General features: G+C 41.4%; 22 protein-coding genes. 7 read left to right on the top strand and 15 right to left on the bottom strand.

The window, feature by feature from the left end:
- The first annotated feature begins 2 nt into the window (after positions 1 to 2).
- A complete protein-coding gene (locus L1267_RS07635) occupies positions 3 to 1220 on the top strand; it encodes a pyridoxal phosphate-dependent aminotransferase (RefSeq protein ID WP_235382500.1) in 1218 nt (405 codons plus the stop codon).
- Between the two features lie 25 nt (positions 1221 to 1245).
- On the opposite strand, the gene L1267_RS07630 is transcribed toward L1267_RS07635, so the two are convergent.
- Genes L1267_RS07630 through L1267_RS07615 form a run of 4 tightly spaced genes read right to left on the bottom strand, consistent with a single transcriptional unit; the run spans position 1246 to position 4146 of the window.
- Positions 1246 to 1713: a glycine zipper 2TM domain-containing protein gene (locus L1267_RS07630; RefSeq protein WP_135925151.1), complete on the bottom strand. Its 468-nt coding sequence runs from the start codon at positions 1711 to 1713 to the stop codon at positions 1246 to 1248.
- 12 nt (positions 1714 to 1725) lie between these two features.
- On the bottom strand, positions 1726 to 2337 hold the full coding sequence (gene lpoB, locus L1267_RS07625; RefSeq protein ID WP_421968116.1) for a penicillin-binding protein activator LpoB: 612 nt from the start codon (positions 2335 to 2337) through the stop codon (positions 1726 to 1728).
- A 10-nt stretch (positions 2338 to 2347) separates the two neighbouring features.
- On the bottom strand, positions 2348 to 2773 hold the full coding sequence (locus tag L1267_RS07620; RefSeq protein ID WP_135926286.1) for a YcfL family protein: 426 nt from the start codon (positions 2771 to 2773) through the stop codon (positions 2348 to 2350).
- An 8-nt stretch (positions 2774 to 2781) separates the two neighbouring features.
- Positions 2782 to 4146 carry a COG3014 family protein gene (locus L1267_RS07615; RefSeq protein WP_138557365.1) on the bottom strand — a complete coding sequence of 455 codons (1365 nt, stop codon included), beginning with the start codon at positions 4144 to 4146 and terminating at the stop codon, positions 2782 to 2784.
- A gap of 134 nt (positions 4147 to 4280) precedes the next feature.
- Here L1267_RS07615 and L1267_RS07610 point away from each other — a divergent pair, with 134 nt between their 5' ends.
- Positions 4281 to 5138, top strand: coding sequence for a DMT family transporter (locus L1267_RS07610; protein WP_235382498.1), 858 nt, complete (start codon positions 4281 to 4283; stop codon positions 5136 to 5138).
- On the opposite strand, the gene L1267_RS07605 is transcribed toward L1267_RS07610, so the two are convergent.
- The 7 genes from L1267_RS07605 to L1267_RS07575 all read right to left on the bottom strand — a co-directional run bounded on the left by L1267_RS07605 (position 5119) and on the right by L1267_RS07575 (position 11776).
- Positions 5119 to 5820 (bottom strand): M15 family metallopeptidase, encoded by a 702-nt coding sequence (locus tag L1267_RS07605; protein ID WP_235382497.1) that lies wholly within the window; start codon positions 5818 to 5820, stop codon positions 5119 to 5121. The two genes, L1267_RS07610 and L1267_RS07605, sit on opposite strands and share 20 nt — an antisense overlap.
- Complete coding sequence (gene dapE, locus L1267_RS07600) at positions 5817 to 6947, bottom strand: succinyl-diaminopimelate desuccinylase (protein ID WP_235382496.1); 1131 nt, start codon at positions 6945 to 6947, stop codon at positions 5817 to 5819. The genes L1267_RS07605 and dapE overlap by 4 nt, the downstream gene beginning before the upstream one ends.
- Positions 6947 to 7291, bottom strand: a complete 345-nt coding sequence (locus tag L1267_RS07595; RefSeq protein ID WP_199526709.1) for an ArsC family reductase — start codon at positions 7289 to 7291, stop codon at positions 6947 to 6949. Before L1267_RS07595 ends, dapE begins: the two co-directional genes overlap by 1 nt.
- 5 nt (positions 7292 to 7296) lie before the next feature.
- Positions 7297 to 7794: a PTS glucose transporter subunit IIA gene (locus L1267_RS07590; protein ID WP_138557368.1), complete on the bottom strand. Its 498-nt coding sequence runs from the start codon at positions 7792 to 7794 to the stop codon at positions 7297 to 7299.
- 3 nt (positions 7795 to 7797) lie between these two features.
- Positions 7798 to 8190, bottom strand: a complete 393-nt coding sequence (locus L1267_RS07585) for an ACT domain-containing protein (RefSeq protein ID WP_135925133.1) — start codon at positions 8188 to 8190, stop codon at positions 7798 to 7800.
- 210 nt (positions 8191 to 8400) lie between these two features.
- The gene (gene pta / locus L1267_RS07580; protein ID WP_135925130.1) at positions 8401 to 10557 is read right to left on the bottom strand and encodes a phosphate acetyltransferase; all 2157 of its coding nucleotides are present in this window, start codon (positions 10555 to 10557) and stop codon (positions 8401 to 8403) included.
- A gap of 4 nt (positions 10558 to 10561) precedes the next feature.
- Positions 10562 to 11776, bottom strand: coding sequence for an acetate kinase (locus L1267_RS07575; protein ID WP_235382495.1), 1215 nt, complete (start codon positions 11774 to 11776; stop codon positions 10562 to 10564).
- Positions 11777 to 12065: 289 nt separating this feature from the next.
- Between L1267_RS07575 and yfbV the strand changes: the two genes are divergently transcribed.
- A complete protein-coding gene (yfbV, locus tag L1267_RS07570) occupies positions 12066 to 12512 on the top strand; it encodes a terminus macrodomain insulation protein YfbV (protein ID WP_138557370.1) in 447 nt (148 codons plus the stop codon).
- Here the strand turns inward: yfbV and L1267_RS07565 are convergent.
- Genes L1267_RS07565 through xthA form a run of 3 tightly spaced genes read right to left on the bottom strand, consistent with a single transcriptional unit; the run spans position 12509 to position 14759 of the window.
- Entirely contained in the window at positions 12509 to 13306 is a 798-nt protein-coding gene (locus tag L1267_RS07565) for a putative RNA methyltransferase (RefSeq protein WP_235382494.1), read from the bottom strand. The genes yfbV and L1267_RS07565 overlap by 4 nt on opposite strands.
- The gene (locus tag L1267_RS07560; protein ID WP_135925113.1) at positions 13303 to 13953 is read right to left on the bottom strand and encodes an energy-coupling factor ABC transporter permease; all 651 of its coding nucleotides are present in this window, start codon (positions 13951 to 13953) and stop codon (positions 13303 to 13305) included. The genes L1267_RS07565 and L1267_RS07560 overlap by 4 nt, the downstream gene beginning before the upstream one ends.
- Positions 13950 to 14759, bottom strand: a complete 810-nt coding sequence (xthA, locus tag L1267_RS07555; RefSeq protein ID WP_235382493.1) for an exodeoxyribonuclease III — start codon at positions 14757 to 14759, stop codon at positions 13950 to 13952. Before xthA ends, L1267_RS07560 begins: the two co-directional genes overlap by 4 nt.
- A 246-nt stretch (positions 14760 to 15005) precedes the next feature.
- Here xthA and L1267_RS07550 point away from each other — a divergent pair, with 246 nt between their 5' ends.
- From L1267_RS07550 to rluB, 4 genes are all read left to right on the top strand, one after another.
- Entirely contained in the window at positions 15006 to 15440 is a 435-nt protein-coding gene (locus L1267_RS07550; RefSeq protein ID WP_135925109.1) for an exonuclease III, read from the top strand.
- 206 nt (positions 15441 to 15646) lie between these two features.
- Positions 15647 to 16168 (top strand): EF-hand domain-containing protein, encoded by a 522-nt coding sequence (locus L1267_RS07545; RefSeq protein ID WP_235382492.1) that lies wholly within the window; start codon positions 15647 to 15649, stop codon positions 16166 to 16168.
- Between the two features lie 130 nt (positions 16169 to 16298).
- The gene (gene scpB, locus L1267_RS07540) at positions 16299 to 16889 is read left to right on the top strand and encodes an SMC-Scp complex subunit ScpB (protein WP_135925105.1); all 591 of its coding nucleotides are present in this window, start codon (positions 16299 to 16301) and stop codon (positions 16887 to 16889) included.
- Positions 16886 to 17758, top strand: coding sequence for a 23S rRNA pseudouridine(2605) synthase RluB (gene rluB / locus L1267_RS07535; RefSeq protein WP_235382491.1), 873 nt, complete (start codon positions 16886 to 16888; stop codon positions 17756 to 17758). The genes scpB and rluB overlap by 4 nt, the downstream gene beginning before the upstream one ends.
- A 94-nt stretch (positions 17759 to 17852) precedes the next feature.
- On the opposite strand, the gene ald is transcribed toward rluB, so the two are convergent.
- A complete protein-coding gene (gene ald, locus L1267_RS07530; protein ID WP_135925100.1) occupies positions 17853 to 18974 on the bottom strand; it encodes an alanine dehydrogenase in 1122 nt (373 codons plus the stop codon).
- Between the last annotated feature and the right edge of the window lie 82 nt (positions 18975 to 19056).

Below are 19056 nucleotides of genomic sequence, written 5' to 3'. Positions count from 1 at the left end.
CCATGTCACAAATAAAAAAGAGTCACAAACTAGACGGTGTCTGTTATGACATCCGTGGGCCTGTGCTTGCACAAGCTCGAAAAATGGAAGATGAAGGCCAAAAAGTATTAAAGTTAAATATCGGTAATCCTGCCGCCTTTGGCTTTGATATGCCTGAAGATATGCATAAAGATATCATCCGTAATTTATATTCAGCCCAAGGCTACTGTGACTCTAAAGGCCTCTACTCAGCCCGTGTGGCTGTCTATCAACACTATCAGCAACGTGGCTTACACAATCTTGATGTCGATAATATTTATATTGGCAACGGGGTAAGTGAATTAATTCAAATGACCACACAAGCATTACTCGATAATGACGATGAGGTCTTGATCCCTGCACCTGATTATCCATTATGGACTGCATCAGTTAAGTTGGCTGGCGGTAACCCAGTGCATTACTTATGTGATGAAGAGCAGGATTGGTTTCCTGATATTGCTGATATAAAAAGTAAAATCACATCGAAAACAAAAGCTTTGGTACTTATTAACCCAAATAACCCAACAGGTGCAGTTTACAGCGATGATTTGCTTATGGAGCTTATTACCATTGCTCGCGAACATAAGTTGCTGTTATTGAGCGATGAAATTTACGAGAAGATTTTATACGATGGTGCAACTCACAGCTCAATTGGAGCCTTATGCGATGACGTGCCAATTATCACCTTTAATGGTTTAGCTAAAACATACCGCGCAGCAGGTTTGCGAATGGGGTGGATGGTGTTAAGCGGCCGCACTAGCATGATGGACGATTTAAGCCGTGGCTTGGATATGCTGGCATCAATGCGTTTATGTGCCAATGTACCGGCACAATATGCTATTCAGCAAGCCTTAGGTGGTGTGCAGTCAATTGACAATTTGATTAACCCTGGTGGTCGCTTGTATGTGCAACGCGACATAGCTTGGCGTGGATTGAATGCTATTGATGGCATTAGCTGTAAAAAGCCTAAAGGGGCACTCTACGCATTTGCGAAAGTAGATACGGCGCACTTTAATATTATAGACGATGAACGCATGATTTTAGATTTACTCAAAGCCGAGAAAATCTTACTTGTGCATGGTCGTGCTTTTAATTGGCCAGATCCTGATCATTTCAGATTGGTGTTTTTACCAAACAAAGATGATTTAACAGAAGCGATGAGTAAGATGCAGCGATTCTTCGCTGATTATCGACAAAGCTAAAAAAAGCGAGCCGAGGCTCGCTTTTTTAATAAGCTTTATCAACACGCACCGTGTTATCGGTGAGATACACAAGGCGAACTTTATCGCCTTGATTAAACAGCATCTGGTTGTCTTTATCTTGAACAACCATGTATTGTTCACCGTTTTCTACTTTTATCATTAATTCAACGAGTTGATATTGTATAACGCGACTGTTTTGTTGACGGTTGTGAGCAACAGAGCCACCAATCATTGAACCTAAAATAGTTGCGACGGTACGACCACTGCCGCCGCCAAACTGATTACCAATAACACCCCCGAGTAATGCACCGCCAAAGGTTTCCCAGCCATTAGTTTTGTCTCTAACTAGCTCTTGATCAGTAATCGTTCGTACCGATTGCACAGATCCAAATAACACCTGCTGTACTGGCACTGCTTTATTACGCTGATAATCAGCGTAACTAGGCGAGCTGAGTAATAAACAGCTTACCAGGATTGTTACTAAGTATTTCATACATCCTCCTGACTACCAGCCAAAAGTTGATTTCTCGCGTGTTTTACGGATTTCAGTTTCATCAGCCCATTCAACTAGGCCACTTTTTAAATCCATTAAACGCATAGTAAATTTGTAATACACATCAGCCTTATCAGCATTTGACTTAACAATGCTCGATAAGTTGCCGTATAACATGTACTGAGCCCCAACTTGTTGACCAAATGCAATCGCTGTACTTGGGTTAACTAGCGGGTCATCGTTTTGAAAATTAAGTTGCTCACGTACCGCTTCAACGCGTGTCATATCAACAAAGCGAAACTTACCACTGCGTAGTAATTGTGTTGAGATTGAATCGGTGATTGATTCTGTATCAATGTGTTCACTGGTTTTATTCTTAATACGCTCTACAAACACGACTGGGCGACTATTTGCTGTCATTGTGCCAACCACAGGTGAAGCAAGTAACGAGTCTGTCATTTGGCTTGCTACTTTTTGTAGATCGGTTGATCCAAAGTTGATATCAGTTGTTTCAACAGCCTGAGCATCGCCGTAGCTAACCACCGCTTTATTGGCACAACCAGAAAGCAGCAAAGTGCTAGTTATCGCAATGGCCGCAGCCGATTTAACAGAAAGTAATTTCATCATGGTTTCCTTAATCTTCAAATTCTTGTGCTTCTGTTGACACTTCACGCACTGCAAGCGAGAAGGTGACAGCATTTGCTGTCGGGGCTAAGCCCGGTAACTGTGTTTTAGCAAATCCAAATAAGGTAATGGGTTGCCAAGGAGAGTGATTGCCGCGTATAACAAAACCATCAGCGTCATACCAAGTAAATTGGTACTGTAAATACTGTGATTTTTTATATTGGCTTGCCAATGTTACAACCACATCTGTTAAGCCGTTTGTTTGGCGTGTTTTTACATCTGTAATTGCAAGTTTTTGCCCTAGTTCTGGGTTATTAACGATCAATTGTTGGTTATATTGTTTTGCAGTTTGCTCAACACCAATGCCAGAAGTGGTCGGGCGTGAGGAGCAGGCCGCAACAAGTAAAATGGTTAATAGTGGCACTAAATATTTCATCATTGCTCCTAAAGTTGAACGACATGTGTGTCATAGTAGCTATTAATAGAGGTTAGGAAAATTAAGGTTAACCCTTGCTTACTAACCGAAAAGTTTATTTCGCCACGACCTGGTACAGATAAAACATGTTCACCAGTTGTCATGGTATTTTGGGCAATACTTAATTGACTTGGTAAGGTAAGCCAACTTCTTGTATCTGCTTGTTCAGAGGCCATGTTATATATATTGGCTAAAATATTACCCACATCGCCGCCGCTTCTTGCCAGTTCAGCACGCATCTTTTCTTTTGCAACCAAGCGCATTACTTGTCTGGTAATTCTTCCTGTACTTTGATCTTTAAGTGTTTTCGCTGCTAGTGCCTCGAGCCTAACGATTGGTTTAAGGATGAAGTTGTCGCCATCCAATGTAATGTTCTTGTCGTTATTTGCATAAGGTGCGCCGCGGTATACAGGCATAGCGATACTATAAAAACGCGCATCTCCACGGGACGAATAAATAGGCAAGCGTAATTGAAACTCTTGTCTTGCTGGTATTAAACCTTGCTCTGCAATTACAATTACTTGGCCTGTGTTTGGCTTATGCTGCTTAAGTTCACCAAAGCGTTTACTAAATTCTTCAAAGTCTTGCTCAAAGCCTTGTTTTTTAGCAAGTCGTAAAACAGTTTGTTGTAGGTAGCTATTATCGCTATTTATTTCGAGCGCTTTTTTATAGTCGATATAGGCATCATCAAACTGTTTATCCGCCTCATAAAGCAGGCCCGACAAATAGAACGTAAAGGCATTTTGAAAACCATTTTTAACATTGCCAATTAACTCGGCCATATCGGGATAACCCTCAGCTGCATTTTCTGCTTGTTCATCAAGTACAGCTTGGTTGTCTTTTAATGCATCTTCTTGCACTTTATTTGCGCGTCTAACTTCAACTAATGCTGATTCAAGTTGGTTATCAAATACGTAGCTCAGTGCTTTGTAACTATGTAACATGGTCATTTCATAGGCTGCAGGCTCATAACCAATCACTGAATCATTTGTTAATAATGAATTTGTTTGTTCAAGACTTGTGCTTAGTTGTATTTTGGCTGCTTGACGCTTTTTTTCCATGTTTTGATAAACAGTTTCAAAGGTCTCATTGGCCTGAGAATTCTGTTTCGCTAAAAATTCAAGACGAGCAGTTTCAAGCTGATTCAATAAATAGTTACTGTGGCCACGGCTATTGCTCGGCAACAATTGCTGCGCATTTTCTATATTATTTTGAGATACAGCTTGGCGCACAGGTCTTAGCTGCGTCGCATAATCTTGGAATAGATCAGTAATACCTATGGTACTGCAGCCTGATAACAGTAAAACAGCGCCAATAAATAAACGTCGATGCACTGAACACTCCTTTTAAACAATGTACTCAGATTAGCATACGCGGCTTAACCTTCTATGATAAATTATGTAAAAAATCGTAAGTTAATAGACAACTTACTGGTCTAGTGTTTTTTAATGTTAAAGGAACACCACATTTGTTAAGTACTGTACTCTATACTTTAATTGCACTGTGTGCGTTTGCAGCTAACTCCTTGCTGTGTCGTATGGCATTACAAAGTGGTGATATCGACCCATTAAGTTTCACTGCCTTACGCTTGGTAAGTGGGGCATTGATGCTGCTTATACTGTTGCAGTGGCAATTAAAATCGCAAAGAGCTAAGCCTTTAACCGATAAAGGTAACAATATTAGTGCGCTTAGTTTATTTGTTTACGCGCTCTGCTTTTCAGTTGCCTACGTTGAGTTAAATACCGGCACGGGCGCACTTATTTTATTTTCTGCGGTGCAACTGACTATGATAGGCCACAGTGTTTTTAACAAAGAGCCGCTTAGTAAAGTGCAGTGGGGGGCGTTGTTTGTAGCCTTTGCTGGCTTTATTTATTTAATGTTGCCCTCTGCAACAGTGCCCTCTTTTTTACCCGCTATGCTTATGGCAATAAGTGGCGTAGCGTGGGGAATTTACAGCATTCGTGGAAAATCATGCAGATCACCGCTGCAAGCAACTAGTTTTAACTTTTTAAGAAGTTTAATACTTGTGCCGATTTTAGTCCTTGTAGCTGCTTTAGATTGGCAAGCAGTCTCAGCCACAGGGATTTGCTTAGCTATAGCCTCAGGAGCACTTGCATCAGGAGTCGGTTACAGTATTTGGTATGTTGCACTACCAAAACTAAAAAGTAGCCAAGCGGGTGTGGTACAACTAACAGTCCCAGTGCTTGCTACAATAGCGGGGGTGCTATTTTTAGATGAGCAACTGACAACGCGTTTAATAATAGCCAGCGCCTTAATTCTTGGCGCTGTTTTGGTGTTTTTAATGGCTAAAAAGCGCAGTCTTTAGATTTAGGGTCATTGATATTTAATACGTAGCGCTCATAAAGCGTGTTAAGTTCAGCTAACATCGCTTGTTTGCCGCTAAGCTCACTTTGTTCAATACATTGCTGTAATGTTTCAACTGACAAATACTGCATCATCTTTGCTGAAGCTCTGATATGGCTAATATGCCAAGGCTCAGGGGCAACCCCGCCTTTATATTCTTGGTAGGGGCGATAAAAACCATACTTTTCAAGGTTATTATCAAGCCATACAGCAAGCTTAGTAAATGGTCCTGTGGTCGAATACTCATCAGGTGTTAATTGCAGTTGATAATCATCGTCAATAGGGCGGGTATCGTAGATGTCGAGGTCGGTACCAAAGTGATGCCTGCTTGCCCCCGGTAGTGCAGAGTAAAGCATAATCGCGTGACACTTTTCAGTATCAGTTAAACGTTGTAAGTCTACCGTTTTTTGCTCAAGAGTATAAACTGGGCGAAGACCCTGAAATTTAGCATTCCAAATAGCACTTTGACGCTGAAAATCGCGAAAGCTTGAGGCTATCGCCAAATCAATACCTGCTTCTTTCGCGCCTTGTTGAAGGGCTAAAAAGTCATCGACAATATCACCATGCAAGCGGTGGTTTTGTAGCCCAACTAAATGTGAGCTACTTAACCCTGTGGCGCATTGTTTAAGCTCGGTTTGGTTCATGTAAGCAGTTGCTCTAAAATGATTTCATAAATATCTGCAAGCTGAATTAAATCATCTGTGCTAACACATTCGTTTACTTTATGAATGGTTTCATTACGAGGGCCCAGCTCAATAACTTTGGCACCTGTTTGCGCAATAAAACGGCCATCAGATGTACCACCGGTGGTTTCAAGCGCTGTGTCGCGTCCGGTTACCTGCTTAATAGCGTGTACCGTAGCATCAACTAACGGACCGTGATCGGTTAAAAACGGTAGTCCATTAACAATCCAACTTAGTTCATAATCAAGGTTATGTTTTTCAACAATATCAACAACTCTTTGTTGTAGCTGTTGATAGGTTACTTCGGTACTAAAGCGAAAGTTGAATTGAATGTCGAGCTCGCCTGGGATCACATTGCCAGCTCCGGTGCCACCATTTATATTTGAAACTTGAAAGCTTGTTGCAGGGAAAAACTCGTTACCCTGATCCCACTCGGTTTGGCTAAGTTCAGTTAACGCCGGTGCAGCTAAGTGAATTGGGTTTTGTGCTAAATGTGGATAAGCAACGTGACCTTGTACACCTTTAACGGTTAAAAAGCCTGTTAATGAGCCGCGACGACCATTTTTTACTACATCACCCAGTTTATCTCGCGACGATGGTTCGCCAACTAAGCATAAATCAATCTTCTCACCACGGGCTTCAAGGGTATCGATAACACGGGTTGTCCCGTTGATAAACGGGCCTTCTTCATCTGATGTAATTAAAAATGAAATAGACCCTTTATGATCTGGGTGTTTTGCAATAAAGCGCTCAGTGGCAACAACCATAGCTGCTAAGGAGCCTTTCATATCGGCTGCACCGCGTCCGTGTAGCATGCCGTCTTTTACCAGTGCCGAAAAAGGCGGGTGCTGCCAATTTTTTTCAGGACCTGTTGGTACAACATCTGTGTGACCAGCAAAACAAAAATGCGGTGACGCATCTCCCTTACGAGCCCAGGTATTTAGCGTATCGGTGAAAAACAGTGATTCAATATTAAAGCCAAGTTTTTCAAGGCGCTCGTTCATTAACGCTTGGCAACCAGCATCTTCAGGGGTCACTGATTCACGCTGGATAAGTGCTTGAGCAAGTTCAATAACAGCGTGAGTCATTAGGCAAAAATCTCATCGTATTGAGCTGCTTTAAAACCTAAGTGGTATTGGCCATTATGCACAAGTACCGGGCGCTTGATCATCGCAGGTTGCTCAACTAATAATGCTAATGCTGATTCTTTATCGAGATTTTGTTTTTGTTCATCAGATAACTGGCGATAAGTTGTGCCGCGTTTATTAACTAAATCTTGCCAATCAATATGCGCTGCAAATTCATTAACTAGCTCTGCACTGATGCCGTCTTTACGGTAATCATGGAAAGTAAACTCTTGATTATTATCAGATAAATATTTTTTCGCTTTTTTAATTGTATCGCAATTGCTGATACCATACATGATAGTCATAAATTCTACTTTTTAGTTACAGTGAGTAAAGTATCTACCCCAGCAATGACCTGAGATAGTGAATAATAAAGGGGGCCAAGATTATGGCTGTTGAGCACGCAAACTGTGCCTAGCATAGGGCTGCTTAGCTCGCGTAGGTCAAAATAGGCTAATCGCTCACCTTGGCTAATTTTACTGCCATTTAGCTTAGCAATGTTGGTGTGGCTAATATGCTCTTCTATAGATGAAAACGATAAATTTAATAATATTTTCAAACCATTTTTGGCCTGTAAAATATATTCTTTTCCTGCATTTTTAACTTGTAATAGTGTGCCATCGAAAGGGGCAATAATATTGTGGCTCGTTAGTTCTACACAAATCCCAGGACCAACGGTGGCATACCTAAAAAAAGGCTCTGGGTGTTCAGCCATACTTTTAACACGACCTGTAAAAGGGCTTTTGATTGCCATACAACGCGCTTTTCTTAGGCTGCGCTCAGGCAAATATTGAACGTCGATACTCATGGCTTATTTAACGTCACCTATCACATGGTAACCGTCTTTTCGAAGTGCTGTAATGGCTTTTGCCATGCTTTGCTTTTTCACCAAGACATAATCGGTATCGTACGTTGATAAAGCAAAAATCGAAATTGACGCTTTAGCAAGCACACCAGAAATGTTCGCCATAATACCCGTTAAAGAAAAGCCAAGAGGGCCAATCACTTCAAGTGCTAGCCAATCAGTTTCTTGATCTAAACTGTCTATTGCAAAGGTACTTGGGCATACAATTGATAGCTCATCGGCGGTTTTAGCAATAAAGAAAATAGCTTGTTGGAGTAGGGCAGGATCAATCGTTGCATCAACATCTAAACTATGAATGGTAAGTTCTTCACTATGAAGTTGTAACGTTTGTTTTGACATCTGTGATCCTATCTTTGAAGCCTTTGAATTTATAGTATAGGTAAACAAAGTTAAGATAAAGCGCAATAATTTTGATTGCTGGGGATTTGCTCAGTTTAGCCTTTAAATATTGTCCACAGATTCTGTGGATAAATATGGGAATAGCTCAGTATAAAGAAGGTAATAGGCTAATTTATAAAGAATTTATAAATTAGCCTAATTTTTGAAGGGTTAATTTTCTAAGCTTTCAACTTGCTTAGCTTGAATCGCCGTAAGGGCAATGGTGTAAACAATATCGTCTACTAATGCACCACGGCTCAAGTCATTTACTGGCTTACGCATACCTTGCAGCATTGGGCCAATACTAATTAAGTCAGCACTACGTTGCACGGCTTTATAGGTTGTATTACCGGTATTTAAATCTGGGAATACGAACACCGTCGCTTTACCTGCTACAGGGCTGCCAGGAGCTTTCTTAATCGCAACGTTTTCCATAATTGCAGCGTCGTACTGAAGTGGGCCATCAATCACTAAATCAGGGCGCTTTTGCTGGGCAAGCTTAGTGGCTTCACGCACTTTTTCTACGTCAGCACCTGAACCCGAAGTACCCGTACTGTAGCTGATCATTGCAACACGAGGCTCAATACCAAACGCGGCGGCTGAGTCTGCTGATTGAATTGCAATATCGGCTAGCTGCTCTGCGGTTGGGTCTGGGTTAATTGCACAGTCACCATAAACCAGTACTTGATCAGGTAACAGCATAAAGAATACCGATGAGACTAACGACGAGCCCGGTGCAGTTTTAATTAACTGTAACGGTGGGCGAATGGTGTTTGCAGTGGTGTTAACAGCGCCCGAAACTAAGCCATCAACTTTACCTTGCTCAAGCATCATGGTACCAAGTACCACATTGTCGAGTAGTTGCTCTTGGGCAATAACTTCAGTTAAGCCTTTGTTTTTACGAATTTCGACCATCGGCGCAACGTAATCGTTAATTACATCACTCGGTTCAATAATTGTAACGTTATCGTTGAGCTCTACACCTTGTTGCTCTGCAATACGTAAAATCTCTTCTTTGTCACCAAGCAGGATTGTTTTAGCAATACCACGTTGGCCACAAATTGCCGCAGCTTTAATCGTACGCGGCTCATTACCTTCAGGTAAAACTACGGTTTTATTCGCTTGACGAGCTTTGTCCGTTAGTAAGAAACGAAACGCAGGCGGTGACATTTTACGAGTACGGCCAACACTTTTCGCAAGGCTGTCTAACCAATCAGAGTCGATATGGCTGGCGTTATGATCTTTCACCTTATCGATACGTTGGTCATCATCACATGGTACTTCCATATTGAAGTTGTGCAGCAAGAGTGACGTGCGCCAAGTATCTTCCTCTGTTGCAAGAATTGGCAGGCCTGTGTCCATGGCTTGCTCGCACAATTTCATAATGCGATCTTCAGGCTTAAAGCCACCGGTTAATAAAATCGCCCCAAGTTTGGTGCCATTCATGGCCGATAAACAAGCCGCAACTAATACATCAGAGCGATCGCCTGGTGTTACCAGTAATGCACCCGGGGTAAAGTGGCTTAAAATGTTTGAAACCGTTCGCGCACAGAAAGTGACACGACGTAAACGACGGTGAGCCATGTCGCCTTCGTTAATGACTTCGGCTTTTAAGTATTCACATAAATCGCGCACACGCGGCGCTACTAGGTCGAAATCCCACGGAATTGAACCTAATAACTTAAATGGGTGCTTTCTGAAAATCGGCAGTGATGCTAAACGGTTTAATTCGTTTTCAAGTTGCTCAGGCTCATGGGCCTCAACAAGGTCTGCACGTGCGCGACCTTCGTCATCTAAAGGAGCATTTACTTTGTTGAAAATACAACCTAGCACGCGAGGGTGGTTAACACCGCCATAGTTGCCAGAGGCGATTTCTAAACGGTCTTCAATTTGGTCATTGCTATCGTTGCTTGGTGTTAATACAAAAACAATATCAGCACCCAGTGTTTGCGCGATTTCGCGGTTTACACGGCCAGCATAAGGCTGACGACGTGTTGGCACCATACCTTCGATAATCGCAATTTCGTCTTCTTTAATAGTGCTTTCAAAGCGCTCTACGATTTCTTCTAGTAAGTCGTCGCCTTTACCATCACCAATCATTTGCTCTGCATAGCTCAGCTCAAATGGTGTAGGTGGATTAATTGGCGAGCCATGGGTGACAATTTGCGTTGACTTTTCTGGGCCTGTATCGCCAGAACGAGGCTGTGCGATTGGCTTAAAAAAGTTTACCTTTAGCGCTTTTTGCTCAAGCGCGCGGACTAAACCAACAGAAACAGACGTTAAACCAACCCCCGTTGAAATAGGGATCAACATAATTCTATGTGCCATTTACTTAAGCCTCCTGTGCAATACGGGCTGCATCGTTTGCAATAACCCATTCTTCGTTGGTTGGGATCACAAACGCTTTCGCATGCGCTTGGCCTTTTGAAATTAGACCTTCTTTACCAAAACGTGCCGCTAAGTTTGCATCTTCATCACACTCAAGGCCTAAAAAGCCTAATTGAGTGATGACTTTGTCACGAATAATATCTGAGTTTTCACCGATACCGCCGGTAAAAATAAGTGCATCTAAACGTTGTAGAGGAACTAAAAAAGCAGCTATTTGTTTAGCTAAGCGGTAACAGAAGATATCGAGTGCAAGGTTTGCTTGCGGGTGGCCTTCAACGGCGGCTTCTTCGATAGTGCGGCAGTCATTTGATAATTCACTAATACCTAGCAAGCCACTTTGCTTATTGAGTAAATCATCAATTTCTTGAGCAGTGTAATTAAGTTGCTGCGTTAAGAAAGTGAATAAACCCGGATCGATGCTACCACTGCGAGTACCCATCACTAAGCCTTCAAGCGGCGTAAGACCCATACTGGTATCTACGCTCTTGCCATCTTTAATCGCACACACTGAGCAACCATTACCTAAATGTGCACTGATCACATTAGTTTGCTCGCGCACTTTGCCTAATAATTTTGCTGCTTCACCAGCAACGTAGTAATGACTGGTACCATGAAAACCATAGCGTCTTACGCCATGCTCTTTATAAAGCGAGTAAGGCAAAGCATATAAGTAAGCAATATTTGGCATGGTTTGGTGAAACGCAGTATCAAACACGGCAATTTGTGGCAGCGCTGAGAACGCTTGCTTTGCAGTGCAAATACCCAATAAGTTTGCTGGGTTATGAAGTGGTGCAAGTGCCGCTGTTTTTTCAATAGCTGCAAGTACATCATCGTCGATAAGTACAGATTCAGTGAAATGCTCGCCACCGTGCACAACACGATGACCTACAGCGATTAAATTATTTGCAAGACCTAAGTTATTGACTAGCTTAACTAATTCAGCAATCGCCGCATCGTGGGCTTGACCTTTAGCAAGTTCAATCAGCTTTTTTTCACCATTATATTTATATTTGATTGAAGGCGTGTCTGAGCCAAGGCGCTCAGCTAAACCTGAAATAACTTCGTCAGAAGTGGTGGCATCTAAAATGGCAAATTTTAAACTTGAACTACCACAGTTCAGTACTAAAACATGGTGTGGTGGGTAAAGGGGCGTTGGCATAGCTAGGTCCTAAAAGTACGATATCAGTCAGTGTATATTAAGGCTTGATAATTAGAATTCTTTGCCAGTATAGTAAATAAGTATTTTGTTGCTACACTTAACAAAGGTGGGCTGTAATTATACTAAAGTCTCGTTGACTTAAGCCGATAACATTTTATCTCATTTAGACTATTAACGTTAGTGTCATTGACATAAATTGTTATAAAAACGAGGACAGGTTTTGCAGGGATTGTATCCGGGAGTGTGTTACACTCAGTTGTGAAACAGTATGAAAACCCGAGGAGTGATGATGCAAAAAGGTGTCATGTCACAAGTGCAAACAGGTCGTCAGTACGCGAAAAAATGGCCAATGCGACAAGAGCTAGCTCCAATGTTTGCTGAATTCAGAGTGATCAAAGCCACTGACTTGGCGATCACAGTCATGCCTATTCTGGCTATGTTCACAGTGTTCATGCAAGTAAACTATTTAGGTAGTGATTACTTCCCTCAAGCTATTACTATCGCTTTATTTTTTCTGTCGTTACCTTTTCAAGGCTTGCTGTGGTTAGGTCGTCGCGCTCAAACCCGTTTAGAACCAGCTATGTTAAGTTGGTATACCGAGCTGCATAGTAAAATGAAGGCACATGGCTATCAGTCACAACTCACAACTGAAAAACCATGCTACACAGATTTAGCTCAACTTTTAAAAGATATGTTCGAAAAGATGGATAAAGCGTTCACAAAAGAACACTTTTAATCACGAATAAACTGGCTCACATAAAACGATAACGTTACTTTTTGTGGGCCTTGTTGCTCTATCTGCTGCCAATGCTCTGGGCGAAACTTCCAAGCAAACGGTGTCATCATAATTAAATGTTTAATCTCATCAATAGGCAATAGCACCTGTTGCTCTAGTAAGTTTATTGACTCTTTACTAAATCCTGCTGGTGGCTCTATCTCTGTATGTGGTTTTACATCCGCATAAATAAACGCTTTTAATTCTTTAAGATGCCAAGGTCCTGGGCTTGCAACAATTAGACTGCCTTGCGATTTGGCAAGTCGAGCAAGTTCTTGTGCAAATAAGGGGGCAAACACACTGACAAGCACATCGGCAGATGCGTCAGCAAAAGGGGCTTGACTAATCGAGGCAACACTAAAGTTTGCATTTTCATAACGCTTAGCCGCGTATTTTACCGCCGGCTTCGAAATATCAACACCATATACTTCGGCACTCGATTGCGCTGCTATTGCTTGGGTATAAAAGCCTTCGCCACATCCTAAATCAATTACTGTATTTGGTTTCAGTGATGCCACTAACTCAGCTAAAGCTTGCTGTAAAAAAAGGTAGTGCCCCGCACTTAAAAAAGCTCGGCGTGCTTGCACCATTTCAAGGTTATCACCCGGTTGTTTCGACTTTTTATTTTGCACGGGTAGTAAATTGACATAACCCTCTTTGGCGATATCAAAACTATGGTTGTTGTCACAGCGGTAAGTTTTATCGGTTAGCGTAAGTTCAAGTTTGCAAAGCGGGCAGTGATAGTGAAGACTCATGAGTCTAAATAGTCCTTATCATAAAAGGTTTTAACCCAGTGCGGGCGATAGGTGATCAACAAGGTAATAGCCATGCCATTGAGCATTGCTTCAGGAAACCAAATTATGGCACATAGAATGAGATAGTTTTCTGAAATCTCAATAAAACTGTAATCACCCAATAAGTAATAAAACACACCACTGGTAAGTATTTTGATACAAGCGATAACAGCCGCGGTTAGAAATGCGCATAAAAAGATATAAATAAAAAAGTGTCTTGGTAAATAGCTATAGCAAAGTACAAAACACAAGTAACTCAGCGTGATAGGTATAAATGCCGTAAATAGTAAATGCACAGGTAATAAGGGCAGTGGTAACTGAGCGACTAACACCAGCAGTAGACTTGCAAGGCTGCTTGCAAAAATAGCTAGTCGCCAACCTAAAATCAGGGTCACTGCGGTGACCCCTAATATATGCAATTCGAGGCCCGGCAATATTCCCGCTTTAATGCGCCATAATATTGCAAGTACTAAAGCACACGCGAGCACACCCACTTGTCTTATTGGTGTTGCCAATAATTGGGATGCGCTTTGCTTATCAAAGCTTAGCCAAAGTACTAAAGCCACACAGCTCCACAAAGGGAGCTGCCATTGCATCGTCTCTATCATGCGTTAAATGTTGACCAAATTGGCGCATGATCAGATGGTTTTTCGATACCACGTAATTCGTAATCGATACCTGAATCAACACAACGCTCAGCAAGCGCTGGGGTTGCTAAAATCACATCAATACGTAAACCGCGATTGTCATCAAAACCTTTTGAGCGGTAATCAAACCACGAATATTGTTCGGTTTTTTCTGGGTATAGTTCACGGAAGGTATCTTTAAAGCCCCAGTTTAATAACGTGCTTAACCATTCACGCTCTTCTGGTTGAAAAGAACATTTACCCGTTTTTAACCAGCGCTTACGGTTAGGCTCTCCAATACCAATGTCGAGATCGGTTGGTGAAATATTAATGTCGCCCATCACAATAACATCTTGCTCTGGTGTGTGATTATCTTCTAAGTGGGTCATTAGATCTTTATAGAATTGACGCTTATATGGGAACTTGGTTTCATGGGCAATATTATCGCCTTGTGGGAAATAGCCATTCATTACAGTAAGATCGCGACCATTTTCTTGGGTCACTGTTACGCTGATCATTCGACGCTGTGATTCATCTGTATCGGTTGCAAAACCTTTTACAACCGATTTAGGTTCTTGCTTACATAGCATTGCCACGCCGTAATGCGCTTTTTGACCATGGAAATAAACGTGATAACCCATTTTTTGTACATCCTCAAGCGGGAAGGCTTCATCATGCACTTTGATTTCTTGTAAGCCAATGATATCTGGTTGATGTTTATCAATCACCGCTTGCAACTGGTGTAAACGGGCGCGCAGGCCGTTAATGTTAAATGAGATTACCTTCATGGATTACCTATCTGAATTTTTGTTTATTCGTTTAGCGCAATTCTACCATCAAAATAGGGCTTATTCATGAGCAAATTACGAAAATCAAATTGAATAAATGTTGAACAATTGCTGCTTATTTTAAAAACATTGTTAACTCAGTATTAATAATTAAATTAAATAAATAATTCAGTTGATCTACTTATTTTTGGTTATATAATGCGCGCAAATCACCCGTTCATATTATGTACTATTTAAAGGTAAACCATGAAAAAACAATTAGTGATGCTTTCTCTTGCATGTATCTCATTTGGCTCATTAGCAAGCAACCCGCACTACTTTTCAGCTGATAACCGTATTGAATCAAAGTTATGTAGCTTAAGTGCGAACGAAGGGTTTACCGCTGCACGTAAAGAAGCAGCAAAGCATGGCATTTCAATGTCACGTTTTTCAAAGAGCATTTTATGTAACGGTACTGACATCCGTGAAATTGCTAAAAAAGCACAATCACAAGAAGCTGCAACAAAGGCAGCTGTTGAAGTGTTTGCTAAAAATGAGCAAAAAGAGACTCAACTTTGTATCACTGCACTTAAAAAAGGTTTAACACCTGTGCGTGAAAAAATTGGTAACTTAAATACTTTAAAATGTAATGGCGAAGCAGTAACAGATTTCGTTAAGCGTTACCAAAACGCAGCTATCTAATAGCAACATTATAGTTAGATTGAAAAAGCGCTCTTTAGAGCGCTTTTTTTATGAAAAAATTACAGTAATTAATGAAAAGCTTGCTAAATTATAGGCTTAACCTTAACTTAACTAGGTTGTAAGTGCTTGATTTTAGCCAATAAGGCATTTTGGCATTCAACTTGTAACAGTCGAAGTGAATCTAATCGACTACAAGGAAATGTCTTATGAAAAAGTTAACTTTAGCATCAACAATTTTAGCAGCATTAAGCCTATCAGCCTGTTCTGCGAGTAACTCTTTAGCAAAAATCGACAGCGATTTTGGCAGCCTAGATAATGACAACGACGGTTATATCTCTAAAGTAGAAGCTGACGACGGTGCTATTTGGGAGCACTTTTCAAATATCGATACCAATATGGATGAGCAAATCAGCCGTACTGAATTTAATGCTTACATGCAGTTAAATACAGGTAAGGTGGCAACTGATAGTGAGGTATCTGAATCAGCATTTAAAGCTGAAATCGCTAAATTTGACCCAATCGAAAATGACTTTAAATCGTTAGATAACGATAAAAATGGCTATATTTCTATTGAAGAAGCGGATGACGACGACATTGCAAATCACTTTGGCTATATGGATAGCAACAAAGATAAGCGTGTAAGCCGCAATGAGTTTATTAGTTACATTAATAAATATGGCAGTGAAGTTGCCGAAGACGATGCGTTAGAGATGCTTAACAAGAGCTAATTTTATAAAGCAGCTATTAAATACCCCAAAAGCCAGTGTTTTACGCTGGCTTTTTTATAATAATTTTTCCAACCTTGGTCGACTTCTGTCATAATAGAGCGTTAGTGAGTAAAAATGACCTTTAGTAGCAATGGCCGCAAAACGTATCAGTGACGAACAATTAGTCGAAATCATAGAAGCCGCGATTTTTGTTGCCGGAAAGCCCGTGTCTAAGCGTCATTTAAAAGAGACAGTATTAGCTGATTTAAGCGTATCTATGCCACGCATAAATAATGCAATTGACCAAATTCAAACGCATTATCAAACTCGAGGCATTAAGCTTGTTGCCGTTGGCAGCGGTTATCGGTTTCAAGCATGTGCAAGTTTAGCACCTTGGCTTGCAAACTTATGGCAAGAGCGAGCACCGAAATACTCAAGAGCACTATTAGAAACTTTATCCTTGATTGCCTATAGACAACCCATAACCCGTGGTGAGATTGAACAAGTACGGGGGGTTACAGTTGGCTCAGGGATAATTAAAACATTATTAGAAAGAGAGTGGATAAGAGTTGTTGGCCACAAAGAAGTGCCGGGGCGTCCTGCTTTGTACGCCACCACTGCTGCTTTCTTAGACTATTTTTCATTAGCTGGTTTAGATGAATTACCACCACTGCCTGAGCTTCAGGAAAGTAAAATCAACCAGTTATTGAGCGATCCTTCTGTGAGAGAACTATCTGAATGAGTAATTTAGAAACTGAAAAGTTACAAAAAGTATTAGCCCGTGCTGGTGTGGGTTCACGTCGTGAAATGGAAAAATACATTGATGCCAACCGCGTAAGTGTTAACGGTAAAGTTGCCCGTTTAGGTGACCGTGTAGAGGCAAGCGATGTAATCCGTGTTGATGGTCACGTTGTGAAAATTGAAGACAAAGCTGAGCGTATTTGTCGTGTGCTTATGTACAACAAACCCGAAGGTGAATTATGTACACGTAAAGACCCAGAAGGTCGTCGTACCGTATTTGACCGTTTACCACGCGTTGATGGCGAACGTTGGATTGCGGTGGGTCGATTAGATATCAACACTGCAGGTTTAATGCTTTTTACTAACGATGGTGAACTTGCTAACCGTTTAATGCACCCAAGTTACGAAGTTGAGCGTGAATACTCAGCGCGAGTGTTTGGGGAAGTAACAAACGAGACTTTACGAACATTAACCAAAGGTGTTGAACTTGAAGATGGTCCAGCAAAATTTTTAAATATTAAACCGCTTGGTGGTGAAGGTATCAATCGTTGGTTTAATGTTACGTTGACTGAGGGACGTAACCGCGAAGTACGTCGTTTATGGCAATCGCAAGATGTAGAAGTTTCTCGTCTTATTCGTATTCGCTACGGTAAGTTAGAGCTTGATAAGCGTTTACCACAAGGTGGTTGGGCTGAGCTTGATTTAGATACCGTTAACTATTTACGTAAAACAGTACAGTTAGGTCGAGAAACACAAACTAAGTTGTCGGCTATTCCTGAAAAACGTAAAGACAAGCGTGCTAAAATTAACCAAATCCGTAAGGCGGTTAAAAAGCACAATCAACGCGCTAAACAAACTAAGCGTCGTTAATCAGCAATATCATTGTTTGCAGATAAACAGATTTATTTGCAAACAGGCATAAAAAAAGCAGCGATTCGCTGCTTTTTTTGTTTCACAATGCTAATTAAGCATTTTCAACTGCTGTACGCGGGTCAACATATTCCATGTTGAAAGCTTCTGCTACTTCTTTATAAGTAACTTGGCCTTTGATCACGTTTAAGCCTTTTAAGAAATGTGCATCATCAAGAAGCGCTTTCTTATAGCCTTTGTTAGCAAGGTTGATGATATACGGTAATGTTGCGTTGTTAAGTGCAAACGTAGAAGTACGTGGTACAGCACCTGGCATGTTAGCAACACAGTAGTGAACAACGTCATCAACGATGTAAGTAGGATCTGCGTGAGTTGTTGCTTTAGAAGTAGCGATACAACCACCTTGGTCGATCGCAACGTCAACGATAGCAGAACCAGGCTTCATTGCTTTGATGTGCTCAGCTGTCACTAGTTTAGGCGCTGCTGCACCTGGGATTAGTACGCCACCGATCACAAGGTCAGCTTCTAGTACGTGTTTTTCTAACGCATCAGCAGTAGAGTAAATAGCTTTAACTTTGTTACCGAACTGTGCGTCTAATGCACGTAATACGTCGATGTTACGGTCAAGAACAACAACATCAGCACCTAGGCCAACTGCCATTTGCGCTGCGCTACGACCAACCATGCCGCCACCGATAACAACAACTTTAGCTGGCTCAACACCAGGTACACCACCCAATAACATACCACGGCCGTGGTTTGATTTTTCAAGCGCTTGTGCACCAGCTTGGATAGACATACGACCAGCAACTTCACTCATAGGAGCAAGAAGAGGTAAACCGCCACGAGCGTCAGTTACAGTTTCGTAAGCGATACAGATTGCGCCGCTTTTAACTAGGTCTTCAGTTTGTGGAAGATCCGGTGCTAAGTGAAGGTAAGTAAATAGAATTTGGTCTTCGCGTAACATTGCACGCTCAACAGCTTGAGGCTCTTTTACTTTAACGATCATTTCAGCTTTAGCAAAAACGTCAGCAGCGGTTGGTAAAATTTCAGCACCAGCTGCAACATAATCTTCGTTAGTGAAGCCAATGCCCATACCTGCATCAGTTTCAACAAACACTTGGTGGCCATGGTTTACTAGTTCACGAACACTCGCAGGAACCATACCTACACGGTATTCATGGTTTTTAATTTCTTTAGGTACACCAATAATCATAGTTTTTCGCCTTAATAGAACGGGATAAAATTTTTGACTATTATATTCATGACATGCCAGTGTGTCTCACCTTTTTTAAGTT

This window comes from Pseudoalteromonas sp. OFAV1 (assembly GCF_021532595.1).
Classification (GTDB): domain Bacteria; phylum Pseudomonadota; class Gammaproteobacteria; order Enterobacterales; family Alteromonadaceae; genus Pseudoalteromonas; species Pseudoalteromonas lipolytica_C.
This window is presented reverse-complemented; position numbering and strand designations above follow the sequence as displayed.

Excerpts from the sequence above, each read along its gene's own strand:
- L1267_RS07635 (WP_235382500.1), top strand. The coding sequence starts at position 3 with ATGTCACAAATAAAAAAGAGTCACAAACTAGACGGTGTCTGTTATGAC.
- L1267_RS07630 (WP_135925151.1), bottom strand. The coding sequence starts at position 1,713 with ATGAAATACTTAGTAACAATCCTGGTAAGCTGTTTATTACTCAGCTCG.
- lpoB (WP_421968116.1), bottom strand. The coding sequence starts at position 2,337 with ATGAAATTACTTTCTGTTAAATCGGCTGCGGCCATTGCGATAACTAGC.
- L1267_RS07620 (WP_135926286.1), bottom strand. The coding sequence starts at position 2,773 with ATGAAATATTTAGTGCCACTATTAACCATTTTACTTGTTGCGGCCTGC.
- L1267_RS07605 (WP_235382497.1), bottom strand. The coding sequence starts at position 5,820 with ATGAACCAAACCGAGCTTAAACAATGCGCCACAGGGTTAAGTAGCTCA.
- dapE (WP_235382496.1), bottom strand. The coding sequence starts at position 6,947 with ATGACTCACGCTGTTATTGAACTTGCTCAAGCACTTATCCAGCGTGAA.
- L1267_RS07595 (WP_199526709.1), bottom strand. The coding sequence starts at position 7,291 with ATGACTATCATGTATGGTATCAGCAATTGCGATACAATTAAAAAAGCG.
- L1267_RS07590 (WP_138557368.1), bottom strand. The coding sequence starts at position 7,794 with ATGAGTATCGACGTTCAATATTTGCCTGAGCGCAGCCTAAGAAAAGCG.
- L1267_RS07585 (WP_135925133.1), bottom strand. The coding sequence starts at position 8,190 with ATGTCAAAACAAACGTTACAACTTCATAGTGAAGAACTTACCATTCAT.
- pta (WP_135925130.1), bottom strand. The coding sequence starts at position 10,557 with ATGGCACATAGAATTATGTTGATCCCTATTTCAACGGGGGTTGGTTTA.
- L1267_RS07575 (WP_235382495.1), bottom strand. The coding sequence starts at position 11,776 with ATGCCAACGCCCCTTTACCCACCACACCATGTTTTAGTACTGAACTGT.
- yfbV (WP_138557370.1), top strand. The coding sequence starts at position 12,066 with ATGCAAAAAGGTGTCATGTCACAAGTGCAAACAGGTCGTCAGTACGCG.
- L1267_RS07565 (WP_235382494.1), bottom strand. The coding sequence starts at position 13,306 with ATGAGTCTTCACTATCACTGCCCGCTTTGCAAACTTGAACTTACGCTA.
- L1267_RS07560 (WP_135925113.1), bottom strand. The coding sequence starts at position 13,953 with ATGATAGAGACGATGCAATGGCAGCTCCCTTTGTGGAGCTGTGTGGCT.
- xthA (WP_235382493.1), bottom strand. The coding sequence starts at position 14,759 with ATGAAGGTAATCTCATTTAACATTAACGGCCTGCGCGCCCGTTTACAC.
- L1267_RS07550 (WP_135925109.1), top strand. The coding sequence starts at position 15,006 with ATGAAAAAACAATTAGTGATGCTTTCTCTTGCATGTATCTCATTTGGC.
- L1267_RS07545 (WP_235382492.1), top strand. The coding sequence starts at position 15,647 with ATGAAAAAGTTAACTTTAGCATCAACAATTTTAGCAGCATTAAGCCTA.
- scpB (WP_135925105.1), top strand. The coding sequence starts at position 16,299 with ATGGCCGCAAAACGTATCAGTGACGAACAATTAGTCGAAATCATAGAA.
- rluB (WP_235382491.1), top strand. The coding sequence starts at position 16,886 with ATGAGTAATTTAGAAACTGAAAAGTTACAAAAAGTATTAGCCCGTGCT.
- ald (WP_135925100.1), bottom strand. The coding sequence starts at position 18,974 with ATGATTATTGGTGTACCTAAAGAAATTAAAAACCATGAATACCGTGTA.